Annotated in this window: 15 protein-coding genes; 13 read left to right on the plus strand and 2 right to left on the minus strand. The window is 55.3% G+C overall.

Features of this window, described 5'->3' with window-relative positions; genetic code table 11:
- Positions 1-108: 108 nt before the first annotated feature.
- Positions 109-3,306 carry a S8 family serine peptidase gene (locus BED41_RS00495; RefSeq protein ID WP_066741694.1) on the plus strand — a complete coding sequence of 1,066 codons (3,198 nt, stop codon included), beginning with the start codon at positions 109-111 and terminating at the stop codon, positions 3,304-3,306.
- A gap of 89 nt (positions 3,307-3,395) precedes the next feature.
- On the opposite strand, the gene BED41_RS00500 is transcribed toward BED41_RS00495, so the two are convergent.
- Positions 3,396-4,286 (minus strand): LysR family transcriptional regulator, encoded by an 891-nt coding sequence (locus BED41_RS00500; protein ID WP_066741697.1) that lies wholly within the window; start codon positions 4,284-4,286, stop codon positions 3,396-3,398.
- Positions 4,287-4,443: 157 nt separating this feature from the next.
- Here BED41_RS00500 and dgoD point away from each other — a divergent pair, with 157 nt between their 5' ends.
- The 6 genes from dgoD to BED41_RS00530 all read left to right on the plus strand — a co-directional run bounded on the left by dgoD (position 4,444) and on the right by BED41_RS00530 (position 10,760).
- Positions 4,444-5,649 carry a galactonate dehydratase gene (dgoD, locus tag BED41_RS00505; RefSeq protein WP_206153268.1) on the plus strand — a complete coding sequence of 402 codons (1,206 nt, stop codon included), beginning with the start codon at positions 4,444-4,446 and terminating at the stop codon, positions 5,647-5,649.
- Between the two features lie 17 nt (positions 5,650-5,666).
- Complete coding sequence (locus BED41_RS00510) at positions 5,667-6,749, plus strand: maleylacetate reductase (RefSeq protein ID WP_066741700.1); 1,083 nt, start codon at positions 5,667-5,669, stop codon at positions 6,747-6,749.
- Positions 6,746-7,756 (plus strand): 2-hydroxyacid dehydrogenase, encoded by a 1,011-nt coding sequence (locus BED41_RS00515; protein ID WP_084002145.1) that lies wholly within the window; start codon positions 6,746-6,748, stop codon positions 7,754-7,756. The genes BED41_RS00510 and BED41_RS00515 overlap by 4 nt, the downstream gene beginning before the upstream one ends.
- A gap of 57 nt (positions 7,757-7,813) precedes the next feature.
- A complete protein-coding gene (locus BED41_RS00520) occupies positions 7,814-8,908 on the plus strand; it encodes a DctP family TRAP transporter solute-binding subunit (RefSeq protein WP_066741703.1) in 1,095 nt (364 codons plus the stop codon).
- A 71-nt stretch (positions 8,909-8,979) separates the two neighbouring features.
- Positions 8,980-9,447 carry a TRAP transporter small permease gene (locus tag BED41_RS00525; RefSeq protein WP_066741704.1) on the plus strand — a complete coding sequence of 156 codons (468 nt, stop codon included), beginning with the start codon at positions 8,980-8,982 and terminating at the stop codon, positions 9,445-9,447.
- Between the two features lie 14 nt (positions 9,448-9,461).
- On the plus strand, positions 9,462-10,760 hold the full coding sequence (locus BED41_RS00530) for a TRAP transporter large permease (protein ID WP_066741707.1): 1,299 nt from the start codon (positions 9,462-9,464) through the stop codon (positions 10,758-10,760).
- Positions 10,761-10,927: 167 nt separating this feature from the next.
- Here the strand turns inward: BED41_RS00530 and BED41_RS00535 are convergent, their stop codons facing one another.
- Positions 10,928-11,602 (minus strand): RraA family protein, encoded by a 675-nt coding sequence (locus BED41_RS00535; protein ID WP_066741710.1) that lies wholly within the window; start codon positions 11,600-11,602, stop codon positions 10,928-10,930.
- A gap of 382 nt (positions 11,603-11,984) precedes the next feature.
- On the opposite strand from BED41_RS00535, the gene BED41_RS00540 reads away from it, so the two are divergent.
- From BED41_RS00540 to BED41_RS00565, 6 genes are all read left to right on the plus strand, one after another.
- Positions 11,985-12,686 carry a TRAP transporter small permease gene (locus BED41_RS00540; protein WP_066741713.1) on the plus strand — a complete coding sequence of 234 codons (702 nt, stop codon included), beginning with the start codon at positions 11,985-11,987 and terminating at the stop codon, positions 12,684-12,686.
- A gap of 26 nt (positions 12,687-12,712) precedes the next feature.
- Entirely contained in the window at positions 12,713-13,981 is a 1,269-nt protein-coding gene (locus BED41_RS00545; RefSeq protein WP_084002148.1) for a TRAP transporter large permease, read from the plus strand.
- Between the two features lie 72 nt (positions 13,982-14,053).
- The gene (locus BED41_RS00550) at positions 14,054-15,112 is read left to right on the plus strand and encodes a DctP family TRAP transporter solute-binding subunit (RefSeq protein ID WP_066741715.1); all 1,059 of its coding nucleotides are present in this window, start codon (positions 14,054-14,056) and stop codon (positions 15,110-15,112) included.
- Between the two features lie 156 nt (positions 15,113-15,268).
- Entirely contained in the window at positions 15,269-17,839 is a 2,571-nt protein-coding gene (locus BED41_RS00555) for a glycyl radical protein (protein ID WP_157102218.1), read from the plus strand.
- Between the two features lie 75 nt (positions 17,840-17,914).
- Positions 17,915-18,886, plus strand: coding sequence for a glycyl-radical enzyme activating protein (locus BED41_RS00560; protein ID WP_066741718.1), 972 nt, complete (start codon positions 17,915-17,917; stop codon positions 18,884-18,886).
- Between the two features lie 242 nt (positions 18,887-19,128).
- On the plus strand, positions 19,129-20,016 hold the full coding sequence (locus tag BED41_RS00565; protein ID WP_066741721.1) for a DUF1932 domain-containing protein: 888 nt from the start codon (positions 19,129-19,131) through the stop codon (positions 20,014-20,016).
- Positions 20,017-20,044 lie beyond the last annotated feature (28 nt).

A 20,044-nucleotide genomic window follows, 5' to 3' on the forward strand; every position in this document is an offset into this window, starting at 1 on the left:
GTAAAATATATGGCGGTTAATATTTTCTCCATGAAGTAATGTAATAGTATTATTTTTATGCCATATACGACGCCCCGCGCGGGATGCGCGGCGGAAAGGATGTCTGAAATGAAACTTAATTTATGGAAGATTACGGCCGCCGTGCTGGCGGCGCTGCTTTTAGCGGTTCCGGTTCGCCTGTCGGCCGATGTGGTGAAAGGCGAATATGCGGAGGGGCGTATACTCGTAAAAATTGTCTCCGCGCCTCAAGGTGCTTTGAAGGGACGTTCCCTGTCGTCAGCCTCATCGACGGAGATCGCCGGAATGAAGATAGAAAAAAGCTGGGATTTTGCGGCAAGTAAGACGAGCGCTGAAAATGGCGGAAGAACTCTCTCCGCAGGCGGAACAGAGGGCGGCGAAAGGATAGCCCTGCTCTCTTCAGGGACTATGAGTACGGCACAGATGCTTGCGGCGGCGGAGAAAGAACCGAGCATAACCTACGCCGAACCGGACTATAAAATATATCCGGCGTCACTGCCGAATGATCCCGCGGTAACCGAACAGTGGGCTTACAGCAATAAAATTAAAAGCCCAGCCGGCGGAGCAGCTACCGTCAATATACAGAGTGCGTGGGGCAGAGCGGAGGCCTCTCACAATGCTGAGGTGGCGGTCGCGGTTGTGGACATGGGTGTGGATTATGAACATCCGGATCTGAAAGACAATATGTGGGACGGCAGCGAATACGGCTACCCAAAGCATGGTTGGGACAGCGCGCTTGATACGAACGACCCGATGGACAGAGATGGACATGGTACGCACGTCGCCGGGATTGTCGCCGCCAGCTCAAACAACGGAATCGGGATTGCGGGGGCGGCGCGCGGCACTAAGATAATCGCCGTCAAAGTTTTCGGCCGCAGCGACGGGTTTTCCTCCTCTGTAGTAGACGCCTATAGCAAACTGCTGGCGTTGAAGGCAAGCGGCGTTAAGCTTGTGGCGACCAATAACTCCTGGACAGCCCCTATACTCTCAAAGACGGCGGCGGAGGCGATGGAGGCGCTCGGCAGGGCGGGGGTTGTCAACGTTGTCGCTGCTGCAAACGATCACGCGGACAACGATACGACGATGGGGTTTCCCTTTAACTTTCCCTCCGATTATTCCGTGGTCGTCGCGGCCTCCACGCCATGGGACGAGATTGCGGAATTTTCCAACTACGGAAAACGCTCCGTGCACCTTGCCGCGCCCGGCGCTTGGATACTGAGCACATATAGCCGGAAAGCTGAAAAAGAAGAATCTATACTGAAAAATTCCTTTGCAAAGCCGCTCATATCCGACGATAAGCTGGTCTACTACAGAGATTTCGTCTCCGCCGAGGGGCTTACCCTTTCAGGTTCGGAGAACGGCACGCAGAGCATATCGACTGATGACGGCTATCTGGAGTGGAAAATTTCGGCGCAGAGGGCCGGTACCTTTGCCTTCACGATAGATAAAGAATTCGACCTGCGCGCCGTCAGCGCGGACAGCTATGCCCTTCATCTCAGCACGGCCTCAGTCAGCGACAAAGCGTTGAATATATCTCTCTGTGCCTCAGATGATAAAAACGGGACCAACCGGGACACGCATAAAATACCCCAGAACGCAAGCGACGTGGGTAACTCCTGGTCCGGGAGCGTCAGACCGATAAGCGCTCCCAACGAGGAAGAAGAAGAGTGGTGGGACGAAATTACTCCGGCGAGACAGGTTTGGTACAGCCAGGAGGTACATGTGGAATTGTCCATAGAGATGGCTGCGGGTGAAGAGCGGACGATAAAAATCAAGGAAATTGCAATCACGAAGGGAAAACCGTACGACGCCGACGCTCCCTACCGCCATATGGACGGCACCTCGATGGCGGCCCCCACGGTTGCCGGATGCGCGGCGCTGCTCGCCGTGACATATCCAGGGATGACGCCGGCCGAGCTGCGCGCGCGGCTCATCGGCGGAGCGGTGAAGATACCGTCAATGAAAGATAAATTGCTGAGCGGCGGCCGGTTTGATGTTGAGAAGGCGACTGTCTCTCCCTCGCCGGTAGTAAATACCGCCTTGGCTGCGGGCGGTGTGCTGACGCTTGAGGGCTGGTTTTTCGGCAAAGCCGGAACGCTTGCGCTGAATGCCGGAGGAACAGAACAACAGCTTAAAATTCTCTCATGGGAGGACGGAAGAATCACGGCGGCGCTCCCCGAGCCTCCCGTCGGCTGGAGCGAAATCACCGTGAGACGCGCGGATGGCGACTGGGGGCGAAAGATCACTGAGCTTTCACATGCCGCTGCGCAGTGGGAGAGCCTTGCCGCTCTGCCGGTTTATATGCATAAAGCGCGGCTTGCCGCGGATGAGGAAAAAGGGCTGATATACCTCGCGGGCTGTTTCTCTCAAGAGAAGATGACATCACTCTTTGCCTGCTACGACATCGCGGAGGACCGCTGGTGGGAACTTGCGTCCCTTCCTAAAGAGATATACGCCGATTTGGACGGTTACGGCAACTCGATAAGCGCCAGCCTTGGCGCGGCGCTTACCCTCTACAAGGGGGCTCCCGTAGTAATACGCAACTACGACGGGGTGGCTATCATCGCGGCGACGTATCGTGACGGCGCGTGGAAGAGCGTAAAAATCGAAAGCTTCACGGAAAAGCCGACTTGGTATGATAAGGCGGTTTTCGCCACACCGGCAAAAGACGGAAAGTCGATCCTGCTGCTTCTCAGCAGCGGTACTTTGTGGCGTGTGGACCCGGACGGAGGAAAAGCCGAAAAGATGGCCGCGGTGCCGGAACTCAGCGGCAGGGACCTTGACGGAGCGGCGATAACGGCCTCGAACGGCGTGATAGCGATAGCTGGCGGCGCCGGTGACGCCGCGGCGGTTCCCCTCTTCTGCGACGGTGAGAGATCCTGGACGGGAACGCCGTGCCCGCTGCCAGAGTCCGGTAAGTTTACCTGGAAATACGCGGCCTGCGGTATCTATAACGGATTTCTTCTCCTGCTTGAAGGCACATGGAACACGCCGCCCGCGATAGGCAGCGGCGCCTATTATGATATGGACGGGAAAAGATGGCTTCCAGCGCCTACGGGGCGTACGGCGTCAAGGAACTGCGGAGCCTCCGTGGTCGTCGGCGATCACCTCTACCGAGCGGCGATAACGGATTTCTTCGGCGGCGTTGAGGACGCCTTCGAACGTCTGGATCTGCGCGATGATGCGCCGGAACCGCGGCCCTCAGGCAGTGGCGGCTGCGCGGGCGGTATCGCCGCAGCAGCGCTGCTGGCCGGTGTCCCGTTGATTTTTGTAAGAAAGAAAAGGTAAAAAGAAGCAATCTTTTCCATATTTCATATAGGTCGTTGATAGATGTAACCTGATAGCGGCATAAGTGTTTTTAACGGAACCGCAGCCGTTCAGCAGGCGCGTTTTCCCACCTCTTCGGCGATCTTTTTGAAGGTCATGACCACCGGGCTGACGTTTTCTTTCCGGTAAACGGTGCCGAGGGTGAAGCAGGGTTTGGGGCCCTCCAGCGGGCGGTAGACGACGTGCGGATGCTGGAACTGCTGCTGCTTGGAGGCGATGAAGCCGATGCCGAGGCTGGAGCCGGCGAAGGCGATGATGGCCTGCGCCGGCGAGACTTCGATGATGTTTTTGGGGCTGAACCCCGCCTGCAGGCAGAGCGAAATTATATTGTCATACTGAAGCGGCCCCATCCGCCGCGGGAAGAGGATAAAGGTCTCGTCCTTTAGGTCCTTCATCGTCAGCCCCTCTTTGCCCGCGAGGGGATTTTCCCTGGACATCACCACCTCGAAGGGAATTTTGGCGATGTTGCTGGATCCGAGCGTTTCGTCCTCGAAGGGCGGGTGGCCGAGGCCGATGTCTATATGGTTCTTCCGCAGCTCCTCTTCCTGCGCGGCGGTATCCATCTTGTGAACGATCACCTTGATGTTGGGCAGCGTCTTTTTCATCTCGGAGATGATGTCGGCGAGCAGGATGTATATCGCCGGTATGGTGGCGCCTATCGTGATGCTGCCGCTTATCCCCTTTTCGATCTGACGGACGAGATTGCCCGTCTCCCGCATTCTTTCAACGATCTCACGCGCCCTGACGAGAAACAGCTCGCCCGCAGGCGTAAGCCGTACCTGCCGGTTGGTGCGGAAGAGCAGCGTCGCCTGGAGCTCCGCCTCAATCTGTCTCAGCTGCTGGCTCAGCGCCGGCTGCGTCAGCATCGATCTCTCCGCCGCCCTGCGAAAATTCAGCTCTTCCGCGAGGGCGATAAAGCACTCCATCTGTCTTGTATTCATCCTGCCATACCTCGTCAGTCTCTCTAATAATAAGTTTTTTTTATTATACAATGCAAAACAATAATTGGACATACTCGTTTGAAGATTTTATCCTTAATACGCTGATCAGCAACGTTAAAAAAGACACAAAGTCGCGCAATAAAGGGGAGAAGAAAAAATGGCCTCCAACTTCGGGAACAGAGAATCCCTGAAAATCACAAAGATAGAGACGATCGTCGTCAACGCAGAGATGCGCAACTGGATCTTCGTAAAGGTCTGTACGGATCAGGACGGTTTATACGGCTGGGGCGAGGCGAGCCTCAACTGGAAGACGAAGACCGTCGTCAGCGCCGTGGACGATCTCTCGAGAATGGTCGTGGGCAAGGACCCGCGGGATATCGAATATTGTCTGGAGTGCATGAAAAAGCAGAGTTACTACCGCCTGGGCATCATCGGTGTTACGGCGATGAGCGGCATCGAGCAGGCGCTGTGGGATATCTGCGGCAAGTATTACGGCGTTCCCGTCTGGCGTCTGCTGGGCGGCAAGGTCCGCGACAGGGTCCGCGTCTATACGCACCTTGGCCTCGGCGACATGCGCTCCGTCTACGAGACCTTTGAAACGGCGCGCCTGGTGGAGAAGGCGCAGGCCGTAATAGAGAAGGGATATGACGCCCTGAAGGTGGTATTCATTCCCTACAGCGGCTATCTGGCCGGGAACGCGGAGAGAAAGCAGGTTGGCCGCCTGATGGAGGCCCTGCGCGGCGCCGTCGGGGATTCCATAGATATTATGATAGATTTTCACGGACGCCCGGAATCAACCGCCTGCGCCCTCGACTATATCAGGGAGCTTGTCCCTTATGCCCCGATGTTCTGCGAGGAACCGGTGCAGCCCGGCGATACGGAGTCGCTTCGTTTCGTAACGGAACATGCCGGATGCGCGATCGCCTCGGGCGAACGTCTCATCGGTTTTGAGGAATTTGTCCCCGTCTTTACGGCGCGCGCCCTCCATGTGGCGCAGCCCGATTTGAGCCACACGGGAGGTTTCCTTGAGGGTAAGAGGATCGCCGCGCTTGCGGACGCCCATATGATCGGCATCGCCCCGCACAATCCCAACGGCCCCATCGCGGGCGCGGTCGCCCTCCATTATGACGTATCGGTGCCCAATTTCGTGATACAGGAAGAGATGAGCAAGGCCGTTCCCTGGTATGACGACGTCGTCACCGCCTCTCCGATAAAGAGGGAGGGCTCCTTCTGGAGCCTCCCGACCGAGCCGGGGCTGGGCATCGAGGTTGATGAGAAAGAGGCCGCGAAACATCCCTACAAGGACGACGTGCTCCATTCCGCCTCCGCGCTTCTGGGCGACGGAACGGTAACTAACTGGTAAATGAGGGTGAACGGAAGATGATTTCATTCAAATGTCCCGGAGGGGTCTATAACGCGATACCGGGCCGCATCCTCTTCGGAAGGGGATCGCTGAAAGATGTCGCCGGTGAGGTCGAACATCTCGGCGGCAAAAGGGCGCTGGTAATTTCAACGCCGGGCAGAAAGCCTCTGGCGGAGAGAACGGCGGCGCTTATCGGCGGCAGCTGCGTCGGCATCCTGCCGGAAGCGGTGTCGCAGGTCCCGATAGAGCTGGCCATAGAGGGAAGGAAAAAGGTAAGAGAGATGGGGGCGGACTGCCTCGTCGCCGTCGGCGGCGGCGCCGCGGTTGGATTGGCCAAAGGCATTGCCTACGAGGTAAAACTTCCCATCATAAATATCGCGACGACATATTCAGGCTCCGAGGTGACCGGTTTCTGCGGCATGACGATCGACGGCGTGAAGCAGATGCACATCAGCCTCAACATGCTTGCGAGCACGCTGATATACGATCCCGAGCTTACGCTTTCGCTGCCGGTGAAGGTGAGCGCCGCGAGCGCGATGAACGCTCTCGCGCACTGCGTTGACGCCGTCTATGTCTCCACCGTGAACCCCGTCGTGGCGATCGCCGCGGCGGAGGGGGCGAAACATGTTTTTGAGGCGGCTCCGGCGGTGGCGGCGGCTCCCGATGATATAGAGGCGCGGGAGAGGCTTCTGTTAGGTTCGTATCTCGCGGGTATAGCCCTCACCGGCGGCTTCGCGCTGCAGCACGGGCTGGCCCATGTGCTTGGCGGCACCTTCCATATTGAACACGGGCTGGCGCACGCCCTTGTGCTGCCCTATGTCGCGGCCTTCCACGCGCGCCGTGTCCCCGACGCCCTTGTCCCGATCGCGGCGGCGCTGAAAACGGATGTCTCCGACCTCGGCGGCGCGATCTACGATATGCGCGCGAAGCTCGGCCTCCCCAGCAGCCTCCGGGAGACGGGCTTTGCCGAAAAGGACCTTGATAAGCTCGTGCGTATCACTATCGAGACGGATAACGGCTATAACCCGGTACCGGTCACGGAAGAGGCCGTATCGGAAATCGTCGCTCAGATGTGGGGCGGGGAGCGCCCGCGGCGTTGACCGCGTTTAATGGGGACGGGATCATGTCTGCGATGAAGATATCCATGATAGGCGAAGCCTGTAAACATAAAGAGGAGCTTATAAAGCAGTGCGCGGCGGAGCTTGAGATAAGAGAGCTTCCAGCGGAGGCTGCCTACTCCGCGGAGTATGACCCCCAGATAGCGGGCAGCGACGTCGTCATCACACTTAAATACCGGCGTCCGGCGGGCGAAGGCCCTGATTTCCGGGTGCTCCAGGTTCCCGGCGCGGGGCTGGACGGGATAGAGACGAACTCTCTTCCCGCCGGTTCCCTGCTCTGCAACGTCTACGAGCACCAGATCCCCATCGCGGAATATGTCATGACGGCGATGCTGGAGTGCGAGCTTCGTTTCTCGGAGATGCGCCGCCGCTTTGACCCGCGCCGGTGGGCGTCGCTCTACTATTCACGGGTGCCGCACGGGGAGCTTTACACAAAGACGCTGGCCCTGATCGGTTTCGGCGGGATCGCGCGCGAGATCGCCAAGCGGGCGAGGGCCTTCGGGATGAGGATAACGGCGGTCGATAAATATGCTAAGGACCCGGACGGCTTAGCCGATCTTCTGACGGACAACGGCGGGATGGACCGCGTTCTGAAAGAGGCGGACTATCTGGTGCTGGCCTGCCCGCTCACGGCGGAGACCGAGGGGATGATAAACGCCGAACGCCTCGCCGTCATGAAGGATAGCGCCGTGCTGATCAACGTCTCCCGCGGGCCGCTGATCGTTGAGGCGGATCTGTATGAGGCGCTCCGGGAAAACCGCCTCGGCGGGGCCGTGCTTGACGTGTGGTGGCGTTATCCCAGGAACCGGAACGACGAGATATCGCCCGCGGAGCTTCCCTTCGAATCGCTGGACAACGTCATCTGCACGCCGCATTCTTCCGCCTGGACTAGAGAGCTGATGTGGAGAAGGTACGGCGTCATCGCGAAGAATATTGAGAATCTCTCCGCTGGCAGACCGTTAAGAAATATTATCGATTACAAAGGCTAGATGTTTATATACCATAAACATGCAAATGCAATATAATTAAAACAGGAGGTAATGAGTATGTTCAAGAAAATCAGTCTAGCGTCAATGGTGGTCATGCTGTTATTGTTCGCAGTCTCCGCCTCTTTCGCGGCGGGGCAGTTCAAGCCGGAATATAAGATGAGCACGAACGTCTCGGAGATAACGCCTCCCGGCAAGGCCGTGGCATATTTCGCCGAACAGGTGAAGAAACGCACCGACGGAAAGGTGAACATCAAAATATACTGGAACGGACAGCTCTTCGCGGGAAAGGCTTCGAACGAGTTCATGCTGATGAAGAACGGCGTCGGCGACTTCTCGATCTCGACCTTCATGAACTGGGCTCCGCAGTTCCCCGCGGGCAACCTCTTCCTCCTGCCCTGGTTCGTCTCCTCCGAGCCGAATAAATACAAGGCGCTCGACGCGATAGAGAACGGAAAGGCCGGCGCGGAGCTCAAACAGCGCCTCAGCAAGATGGGCGTCGAGGTGATCGGCTGGGGTGAACAGGGAGCGCGCGAGCTTACGAACAACGTCCGTCCCGTAAAGACCCCCGACGACCTCAAAAATATGAAGATCCGCGTCGTGGGAAGCCCGCTGCTCATGGACGTATTCAAGGCGATGGGCGCCAATCCGGTCAACATCAACTGGAATGAGACCGTCACCTCGCTGCAGCAGAACGTCGTCGACGGCCATGAAAATCCATATTCGTACATCATCTCCTACAAAGTCTATGAGTTCCAGAAGTATGTCACCGAATGGAGTTATTGGATAGACCCGCTCGTCTACGTGGCGAATAAAAAGGTCTGGAACTCCTTCCCCGCCGATATTCAGAAGATAATCGCCGAATGCGCCGTCGAGGCTGGCATGTACAATAAATGCCTCAGCAGACTGAACCTTGACGACGGCACCTCCGAGCGCTGGCTCAAGGCCAAGGGGCTGATGCCCGCCGACAATAAGACGGGAGCCGTCGACCCCAGAGCCTATCTCAAGGACCACGGGACCGCGGTGAACGTGCTCACCCCCGACCAGATCAAACAGTTCCGGAATAAGACGGAGAGCGTTTACGACAAATGGACGAAGATCATCGGCGCGGATCTCATCGACCTCGCCAAAAAGGATATGGCCTCTGTCCGTTAACGGCCGTTTCTGCGTAAAATCCTGGCGGCGCGGACAGTCGGGCGCCGCCGGGATTTATGGGAGGATTTGCAATGAAAAAGATACTAGATAACTTAGAAGAGATACTCGGCGCGTTCTTTCTCGCGCTCATGGTCTCAATAAGTTTTTTCAACGTGATAACCAGGTACTTCTTTCACTTCTCCATGGCCTTTACCGAGGAGCTGACGCTCTACATGTTTGTCTGGGCGACGATGCTGGGCGTATCGCTGGCCTTCAAGCATGGGGCGAACATGGATGTGTCCCTGTTGTATGACCGCTTTCCGAAGGCCGTCAGAAAGTATCTCTATATATTTCTGATGCTCATGAGCATAATCTTTTTCCTCACCCTGATGTACTGGGGTTATGTGGAGGTCTGCGACGAGATGCAGATGGGGGTAATAACCGAGGCGATGGGGCTGCCGGTCTGCTATTTCACCGTCTCGATGCCGATACTTTCCATTCTCACCGTCGTGCGCATCTCCGTCCGCCTGGTTTCTGACCTCAGAAACGGAAATTATTAGAGAGGAGTTTCTTCATGGATGTTTTATATGATCCGGCCCTATGGACGGTCCTGATCTTTCTGTTCCTGCTGCTGATCAAAGTCCCCATCGCGATATCGATCGGGATCGCTTCGCTGGCGGTGGCGTGGCAGTGCGATCTCGGCCTGCCGATGACGAGCTATAACTTCTTCGCTAATATCGCTAAATTCCCGCTTCTGGCAATCCCCTACTTCATCCTTGCGGGCAACATCATGAGCCGGGCCGGGATCGCGACGAGGATCATAAACCTCATACGGATATCCTTCGGCAAGCTCACCGGCGGACTGGCGATAGCGACCGTCATCGTCGCCGCCTTCTGGGGCGCCGTAAGCGGCTCGCCCGCCGCTACGGTGGCCGCGCTCGGCGTCATCCTCATTCCCGGAATGGTCGACGCCGGATACAGCAGGCCCTTTGCGACGGCGGTAGTCTCCGTCTCCTCCGGCCTCTCCTCGGTCATACCGCCGAGCATCGCCTTCATCATGTACGGCGTGATCACGGGCGTCTCTATCGGCGCCATCTTCGCCGCGGGCTTCATCCCCGGCTTCATCATCGCCTTCTGCATGATCGTCTCGGTCTACCTATCTTCCCGCAGGCACGGATACCGCGGGGACAACATCGAAAGAAAACCGGGCGACCTCAGGGCGGCCTTCAAGGAGGCCATATTCGCCCTCCTCATCCCCGTGATAATCCTCGGCGGGATATACGGCGGGATCTTTACCCCGACGGAGGCGGCGGCCGTCGCTTGCTTCTACGGACTCTTTGTCGGGGTGTTCGTATACCGCTCCCTTACAATAAAGGTGATCTATGAGGTGCTGGTTGATACCCTCATCGGCTCCGCGATAGTGATGTTCATCAGCGCCTGCGCGGGCCTCTATTCGTGGGTCAGCGCCAGCGTCGGGCTGGTGGAAAAGACCTCGGCGCTGCTCATCGGCATCTCCGGCAACGAATATGTGACGCTGCTGATGATATACATAATACTCTTCATCGGCGGCATGTTGCTGGACGCCGTCTCCCTGATGTACGTATTCATGCCGCTCATCATGCCGGTGATGGCCAACTTTGGCTGGGACCCGGTGTGGTTTGGCGTGATGCTCGCGATAATGGTGGCGATCGGCTGTGTGACGCCGCCGGTAGCGGTCAGCCTCTTTGTCGGCTGCCGAATAAGCGGGCTGACGATAGAAGAATTGACGCCGCCGGTCCTGCCGCTGCTCTTCTCGATGCTCTGCGGCATGGCGGTCCTTTCCATATTCCCTCAGATCACGATGTTCCTTCCCAAGCTGATGGGGTTTATGTAACCGGCCCTGCACCGCAAAATACCGCCGGCCTCCGATTTAACCGGGGCCGGCGGTATTTTTGTTTAGACCGTGTACAGGCGGCCTGTAATGGTTGGGAGCATTACGAACCGCCGCTAAACGGCCGCCGCCAAAAAATAAGATTTTTCTGTGGCGGCTGTCTTAGTACACTAGTCTATGATCTCGCATCCTTTGCTCTTCAAAGCGTCATAGAGCCACTCTCTGTTGACATTACCGTTGGCGTAAGCCGCAAGTTTTTCCTGCTCCAGAGAATGGAGTTTTCTGGACTCAAGAGCGATGCGCTCCGCGTCATCCTTGGGAACGACGATGATGCCGTCGGCGTCTCCGACGATAATATCCCCCGGCATTACGACCTGTTTGCCCAATGCGACCGGCCCCCCTATCTCCCCGGGGCCGTTTTTGTAGGGACCGTTCCCGGTCAGGCCGCGCGCATAACACGAAAAATCAGTCATATTTAAAATATCGTCGTTGTCTCTGATGTACCCGTCAATGACGAAGCCCCTGATGCCCTTCTGGCGCGCCGTTTCCATCATCAGGCCGCCGCATAGGGCCCGTTCAGCGCCGAATCCGTTTACGACGATGACGTCGCCCGGCTGTGCCAGCTCGATCGCCTTATGGAACATTAAATTGTCGCCGCCCGCCACTTTAACGGTAAAGGCCGTCCCGAGAAGCGGTACTTTGTTAAAAGGGCGGATCTCAGATTCAACGCAATATAATCTCCCCATGTTGTCCGCAATATTTGCGACAGGCAGGCCTTGAAATAACGAAACTATTTCCTTCGCCGGGCGAGTGATCGATTGAAAAATCCTAAAGCCAACAGACATATGAATCCTCCATTCTTTATGTAAAATACGATATGGAATAAATATTACTAATATATATATGAAGATAACATAAATTCTTTTTTTGTCAATAACGTTGGCTAAAATACAAAAATATCCAATATATTTTACTCTGGCAGGTTATCCTAAGATAGCGTATTATTCAAAGTCTACGTGCGGTTATTTCGCTATAGTCAGCTTTTGGCGTGCCTTTATCGAATGCGGACCGGTTTGTAAACTGGAATAAATAAATCGAAGCTTGACAAAAAAATAAATTTATTATATTCTCGTATCAACATGAAATATTTATTTTATATACTGAATGAATAGGAGATGGTGAGCACATTACATGCAATGAAATTTCCTCTGATGAGCTGCACGAAAGATGTCTGGTCATGCAGCCGCAGCCATCGCCATACGCCAAACAGAGATGTTCCGCGCCAAATTCCTCTATCCGATATCTGACAATGTGAGATCTATCAACTACAAACCGAGTCCATTTTATTTAAAAAGAAAGGGTGAGATATGCTTGTTGACAACGATTGAAAGAATTAATGAGGTGTTGTCGAAAATCGCTTATTGGATTTTAGTCATTATGATGGCTATGATGTCGATCATCTGTTTCTCGCAGGTCATAGCGCGCGGTGTTTTTCATTTTGTGCCGTCATGGATGGAGGAGGCCTGCCGGTTCCTCTTGATATGGTGCTCTTTTCTGGGCGCGGCCGTTACCCTCCGCAAGGGCGGACACGCCTGCGTTACGGTCTTGGTAAATTTCTTTCCGTTTCAGATCAAACGATATGTCGCTATCGCCGTGGATATATGTATGCTCGTTTTCTACGGCGTGCTCACATACCAGAGCGTGGTATTGGTTGAACGATATATATATCGTGTGGCGGAGACGATGGACATCTCCATGGCATATGTCTTTCTGGCCTTCCCCGTTTCCTTCGGTCTTATGGTGTTTTACTCTGTCGAGGAAATTGTTCGCCTGTTTGTAGCGCCTGAGGGTGTGTTAAGGCTGCAGGTCCGAATCGATAACGTAGAGATGCTGCCGCCGGCTGAATTGGGAAAGAGCAGTAAGAGTTAAGTGTGAAAAGAAGGAGTTGAAGAGAGATGTGGATTTTGATCGCGGTTGTGCTGATGGCTTTTGGAGCGCCGATTGCCTGCTGCTTAGGTGCGAGCGCGCTGTATTATTATGCTTTTGTCGGAAATATAAACATGTCGGCGTTTCCGACTACGCTCTATTCTTCCATTAACAGCTTTACTTTCTTGGCTATCCCGTTTTTTATCCTCGCCGGTAACCTCATGAACGCCAGCGGCGTGACTGATAAACTCATCAATCTTTCAAAGGCGATGGTCGGCGGCCTGCAGGGCGGCCTGGGACATGTTTCGGTCATTGCGAATATGTTCTTTGCCACCATCTCCGGTTCGGCCGTAGCAAGCTGCGCGGCGATCGGCAGCATCATGATCCCTTCCCTGGAAGAAGATGGGTATGATAAGGCGCAGGCGACGGGAATATGCGTGGCGAGTTCCTGCATCGGGCCGATGATCCCGCCCAGCATTCCGATGATCGTATATTCCATTACCGCCGGTACCTCAATAGCGGCCATGTTTTTGGCGGGCGCCGTGCCCGGCGTCATCCTGGGGCTGATGCTGATGCTTTACTGCACCTATCTGGCCAAGAAAAATAATATCGTCGCGACACGGAAATTCAGTTTCAGGGTGCTTTGGAAGACTTTCCTCGACAGTCTGGTCGCCTTGGTTATGCCGGTCATAATTCTCGGCGGTATTTACGGCGGCATGTACACGCCCACGGAGGCTGCGACGATCGCCGTATTTTACGCCATCGTAGTCGGGCTGTTCGTAACAAAAAAGCTGAAGCTGAAACATATGCCAAAGATCCTCTTTGATTCGGCGGTGGCCTCTTCCGTCCTCATGCTCGTCGTCGGGATGGCAACGGCCCTTTCCAGAATTCTGACCATTTTGCAGATCCCCCAGGCGATCGCTAATGAATTGACCGCCATGACCTCCAATAAGATCATCATCCTTCTGCTGCTCAATCTCCTCTTGTTGTTCGTAGGCTGTCTGATGGATCTTGGCGCGGCGGTCGTCATGTTCGTACCGTGTCTTTTGCCCCTAGCCGAACAGTTGGGCTTAAATCTCGTCCATTTCGGCGCGATGGTCACGATCAACCTGATAATCGGTTTCTTCACTCCCCCCGTCGGCGTATGCCTCTATGTGGGGACCAGTGTCGGCAATGTAACGATAGAGGAGTTATGTAAGGTCATAATGCCCTTTGTGGTGATTGGGATAGCGCTCGCTTTGATCGTCACCTTCGTTCCCGCCGTAACTCTCTGGCTGCCGACGATGATGGGATATTGAAGTTATTATCTTTGCGCACTCTATGTTACAAAAAATATAGTGAAAAACAAAAACGCTAGGAGGGAAATTGTAATGAAAAAAGGAAGAGGTCTATTCATTATCGCGCAGATGTTGGTTGTTATCCTGCTGTTTGTCTCGTGTGCCGCGGCGGCTCCCGCGAAACCGGAATATGAATGGAAATACGGAGAGGCTTTGGGGCCCAAACATCCGCTGACGATCGGCGCCCGGGCCTTCGCGGACAAACTCGGCGAATTGACGAACGGACGTGTGAAACTGACGGTTTATGACAGCGGCTCGCTCGGTACGATCCAGGAACTGATCGAAGGCGTCGACATCGGCTCCATTGAGTTCATAGACGTGTCTATGGCGCCGCTCTCTACTTTCTCGTCAAAATTTTACGCCTTCAATCTGCCCTATCTATTCAACAATGTAGACGTCGCCTATGCTTTCGAGGACGGGCCGATGGGGCAGGAGCTTAAGGGGCCGGTCGGCAAAAGCGGCATAAGCGTCATTGGCTTTATGGAAAACGGGATGCGCTCTCTTACCAGCAATGTGCGCATAGTAGAGCCAAAGGATGTTGTCGGCCGGAAGATCAGGACAATGTCAAACAAAGTCCATATGACGGCCTTCGAGAAGGCGGGCGCCTCCGCGGTGCCGATGGTCTTCAGCGAACTATTTACGGCTCTTCAGCAGAATGTCATTGACGGACAGGAAAATCCGCTGCTTAACATTCAGGATATGAGTTTCTACGAAGTCCAGAAGTATCTGACGCTGACGGAACATTTCTACGACATTACAGTTTTCTGTGTAAATACGAAACTTTACAACTCCGTGCCCGCGGACATCCGCGCCGCGATTGACGAGGCTGCCGCCTACATGACGGAGGTCCACCGCCGGGAGTGCATAAAACAAAACGATAACGTCCTGGATTTCTTCAAACAGAAAAGCAAGATGGAAATCATACGTTTGACCCCGGAACAGAAAGCGGCCTGGAAAAAGGCGATGATGCCGACATACGACATTTATAGAAAAGAGATCGGCGCCGAATACCTGGATAAAGTTATCGCCGAGGTCGCCCGTCTGCAGGCGCAATATGACGCCGGCAAGCTTGACACCTCCCGCTGGAGGTAAGGCGGCCGCCGTTTGAAGGACGATACGCCTGACGGCGGCGGGCAGATCAAAGCGGTTGTCCCGTGTGCTGAGAGGGCGGCTGATGCGGGATACTCTCTGATTTCGCAGAGAGTATCTCCATCTTACAAAAAACAGGCTGGAAAGCGAGGTATAGAGATGTCTCAGACTGTTACACAGAAAAAGACGGGCGGTGCGCTGGGGCTTGATATCCGTTCCGGAAAAGTGGCAAAAACTGGAAGTACAAAACGTATACAAGAGTTAAACGGGCTCCTGCACGCTACCCGTCCGAGCATTGATATACAGCGCGCCAGAGCGTTTACAAAGGTCTACCGGGAGACTGAAGGGGAGCCGGAGCTGCTTCGCCGGTATAAGGCCAGCGCGGAGATGTACCGGTCCTTCAAACCGGTCATTTATGACCATGAACGGCTGGCCGGTTGGGCGGCGGGCAAAATCAGGGGCGCCCAGATATGCCTCGATACCCACGCGCATTGGATCGGCGACGATCTGGACGCGCTGGAGACCCGCATGTACGACCCGTTCGTCGTGCCTGACGAATATAAGAAAGAGCTGAAAGAGGTACATATTCCCTATTGGAAGGATAAAACCATAACGGCGCTGCTCATAAAACAGCTGCCCATCGACCCCGACCTTGTCATCGGCGGCGTTGTCGGTGAGGTGGATATCGCAAACTACCTCAATAACTGCGGCTCTCATTTCATCGCGGATTTCCCGACACTGATGGAAAAGGGCGTTCGGTATTACTATGAGACCGCCCAGGAGCAGCTCAATAAATTGGATCTGAACGTCCCCGAATCCCTGGATAAACGTCTGTTCTACATAGGCATATCCGAAGTCTGTCTGGCGATAAAGCAGTTTGCGGAAAATTACGCCGCCGCCGCGTCGGAGAAAGCGCGCAGAGAGACAGATCCGGTCCGCAAGCAGGAGCTGCTTGATATGGAAAAGGTTATGAGGCAGGTCCCCTGGAATCCCCCGCGCAGCTTCTACGAGGCGATAGAAATGGCCTGGCTGGTCGTCATGTTCCAGTTTATGGAGGGGGCCGGTCCCTCCGCCACACACGGCCGTTTTGACCAGTATATGTATCCCTTTTACCGGCAGGGAATCGCCGACGGGACGCTCACTCCCGAACTGGCCATGGAGTTTATCGAGGAGCTGTATATCAAATGCACGTCGAACCCGTGGTTCGTCTCGACGCCCAGATCGCATATCGTCGGCGGTTACTATCGTTACGCCCATGTGGATGTCGGCGGCCTTGACAAACACGGACATGACGCGACGAACGAACTATCCTACCTCTGCCTGCGGGCCATGCGCTATGTCAAAACGAACGCGCCGACCGTCAGCATCCTGCTGCACCAGAAAACGCCGGACTCCCTGCTTTATGAGGCCTGCGCTCTCGCCGCGGAGGGTATGGGGCATCCGTCGTTTTTTAACTGCGAGACCCTGTATGACATGCTGGAGGGCCGCGCCGCCGGACTGCACGGGAAAAGCCCCTACACGAGAAGGCAGATACTTGAATACGGCGGCCCGATCGGGTGCGTCGAAGTCGGCCTTGCGGGACACCAGTTCGGCCACACGGAGGCGGGGAACGTCAACATCCCCGAGTGCTGCAACCTGGTTTTGTTCAACGGCGAGAAAAACGGCAGGCTTATAAGCATCCGCACGGGAGACCCCACGCAGCTCAAAACATTTGAGGAATTTCTCGCGGCGGTCAAGGCGCAGATAGCGCACACGATCGATATCTGCCACATCGGCCTGACGGTCGGCGAAAAAATCATCGCGGAGCGTTTTGCCCTTCCGACCTTCACCATGTTCTGCCGCGACGCGGTTTTGCGGGGCAAAGACGTTACTCAGGGCGGAGCCTACTGCAATATCGGCCCCTCAGTACAGATAATGGGGCTGGGTACGCTGATCGATTCTCTGGCCGCGATCAAGAAGGTCGTATATGAGGATAAAGAGGCGACGATCGCGGATATTCGGGCCGCGATTGAGGCAGATTTCGCGGGATACGAGGAATTGCGCGCCAAACTCAGGAAGGCCCCGAAGTACGGCAATAACGACGATTATGCCGACAGCATCGGGATCGACCTGTGGGAATTCTGCGCCGATGAGGTACGCTCTCATAAAACATATCTGGGGCATTATGCGGACCCGGGAATCAAGACGGTACAGGCCAACGTAGGATACGGCGAGTCTACCCGCGCGACGCCGGACGGCCGCCTCGCCGGTTCTCCCTTTTCCGATACGATGTCCGCCTCTCAGCAGGCCGACATCCACGGCCCGGTGGCCGCCGCGATGAGCTATGGAAAGTTTGATTTTTCCCTCTTCACAAACGGTACGCTTCTGAACATGTGGGTGAACCGCGGCGAGCTGATCGAGGAAGATCTTGAACGGGACGACCGGGCGGAGAGCCTTCCCCCGTTCGGTATGCCCGCCGTCAATACGCCGGAGGGGACCTATGTCGAACCCGTTTATAAACCGGCTGGCATGAGAAACCTTGCGAACCTGGTCCGCACGATGCTCAACGACATGGGCATCTACCATGTGCAGTTCAATACGGTGAATAAGAAAACGCTGTTGGAGGCGCAGAAAAATCCGGAAAAATATCCGACGCTGATCGTACGGGTGGCGGGATACAGCGCCTATTGGACCGACCTCGGAGTAAAGACGCAGAACGATATCATCAACCGCACCGAACATAATTTTTAAAGGCCGGCCATTTTTGTCAAATGCCGGGCGTCTGAGAAGGGCCGTACATTATTATCCGGGAAGGGAGGCAGCCTCATGGCAGAGAACAGGGCGGAGAAAACGGCGATTATTTACGATATCGAGGGTTATCGCAACGAAGACGGCCCCGGAATGAGGACCATGGTTTTCTTTAAAGGCTGCCCGTTGAGATGTATGTGGTGCAGCAATCCCTTTGGCCTGAGTATGGAGCCGCAGCTTATTTTCAATCAGAATAAATGCGGCGGCTGCGGAAAGTGCCTTGACCTCTGTCCGGCTTCGGCGAACAGTTTTGAAGAGGGCGGGATACGGATGGATTTTGCGCGCTGTACCGGCTGCGGAAAATGTATCGCTCCCTGCGTAACGGACGCGAGGAGAATGTCCGGAGAACAATATACGGTCTCGGAGTTGTTTAAAGAGGTTCAAAAACATGCGCTGTTCTTTCGCAGGAACAGCGGCGGAGTTTCGCTGTCGGGAGGGGAGGTGCTGCTGCAGAGTGAATTTGCCTCGGATTTTCTGCGGGTCTGCCGCGCGAATTATCTCCATACCACGATAGAGACGTCAGGATATGCGGAATGGGAAAAATTTGAAAGTGTGGCACGGTACTGCGACCTCGTTTTTTTTGATTTAAAGATCTTTGACGCCGGTATCCATAAAAAATACACCGGCGTGGACAATAAAATAATACTTCAAAATATGGAGAAGCTATGTTCCCTTGCGAAGGCGAAGGGCAGCCCCAACGTTATTATTCGCCGGCTGATAATAGAGGGCGTTACGGCCGAGGAGGATATCATCCAGGCGGCGAAGTTTGTAAACGAACTGCCTGTCCATCCGGAAATCAACCTGCTTCCCTTCCACAATTTCGGCGCGGCAAAGTATGCCATGTGCGGGCGGGAGTATCAGATGGAAGAAAAGGCGCTGATGGGTGTCAACGACGCGCTGATGCGGCGCGCGCGGGAATTGACGGTACGGAATGCGCCGAATTGCCGCGTCAGCGTCGGCGGCGGAAATATCGAAGGCGCCGCCCTCTGACAGGCGCGGCAAAACATTTTACAGGGATTTTAGTCTTTCCCTTTCCTTAACAGGCAGCGCCCCGAACAAAACATGCAGGCGGAAAAGGCGGCCGCCGCTGAATACGTACAAGGTTTAAAAAGTCCAAATAAAGGAAGTGACGGCCTGACGGCTCTTATGCCGAGCCGACGAAGAGGTAACTTTAAGGCGGCACACGAAGGTTATTGGCTTATGGATGTCTATTCCAAGGAGGCGTGATAGAGATGGTTTTAGGATATATAGGTTTTGGCGAAGCCGCGTTTGAGATGAGCACGGGGCTAAGGGGCGAAGGGCTCAAGGATATTGTCGCGTTTGACAATATGATAGAACATCCGGTCTTCGGCCCGCAAATAAAAAACCGCGCCGGGCTGTCGGCGGTCAAACTTCTTCCTTCGGCCGCGGAGGTTATCGCCGCGAGCGACCTGGTCATGGTAGCGGTCCCGGCGAGCGTCACGCTGCACACCTGCGAGACGATCGCGGAATATTTCCGCCCTGGACAGCTTTACGTCGATCTCACGGCGGCCTCCCCCGCCGTCAAGAAGGCCGCGGCGCTGCTGGCCGGTAAATATGGCGCCGATTTTGTTGATGCCGCGATGATGGGGGTATTGCCCAAATTCAAACACAAAGTTCCCATCCTGGCGTCGGGAGCGGGAGCCGCCCGTTTCTTTGAAACGATGTCTCCCTATGGGATGAAAATCGAGATCGTCGGCGACGAGCCGGGCGCGGCCTCGGGAATTAAACTGGTGCGCAGCTTATGTATGAAGGGTATGGCGGCCGTAGTGATGGAGACGCTGGAGGCGGCCGTCACACTGGGCATCGCGGACCGGGTAGTTCCGGGCATCTGCAAAACTTTAGAGGAATGCACCTTCGAGCAGACGCTGGACCGCCTCTCCGTCGGCACCGCGCTGCATGCGGCAAGGCGCACCGCGGAACTTTCCGGCTGCATGGAAATGCTCCGTGACGCGGGCATAGACAGCACAGTCGCGGAAGCCGCCTCTAAAAAACACGACCTGATCGCCAAACTTAATCTTAAAGAGCATTTCGCGGAAAAGCCGCCTCACGCTTGGCCGGAGGTAATTGAGGCCGTCGTAAATTCAAATAGCGGGAAATAACTGATCGGAGAGCCAGGCTCTTACAGGC

The sequence above is a fragment of the Cloacibacillus porcorum genome, assembly GCF_001701045.1.
Classification (GTDB): domain Bacteria; phylum Synergistota; class Synergistia; order Synergistales; family Synergistaceae; genus Cloacibacillus; species Cloacibacillus porcorum.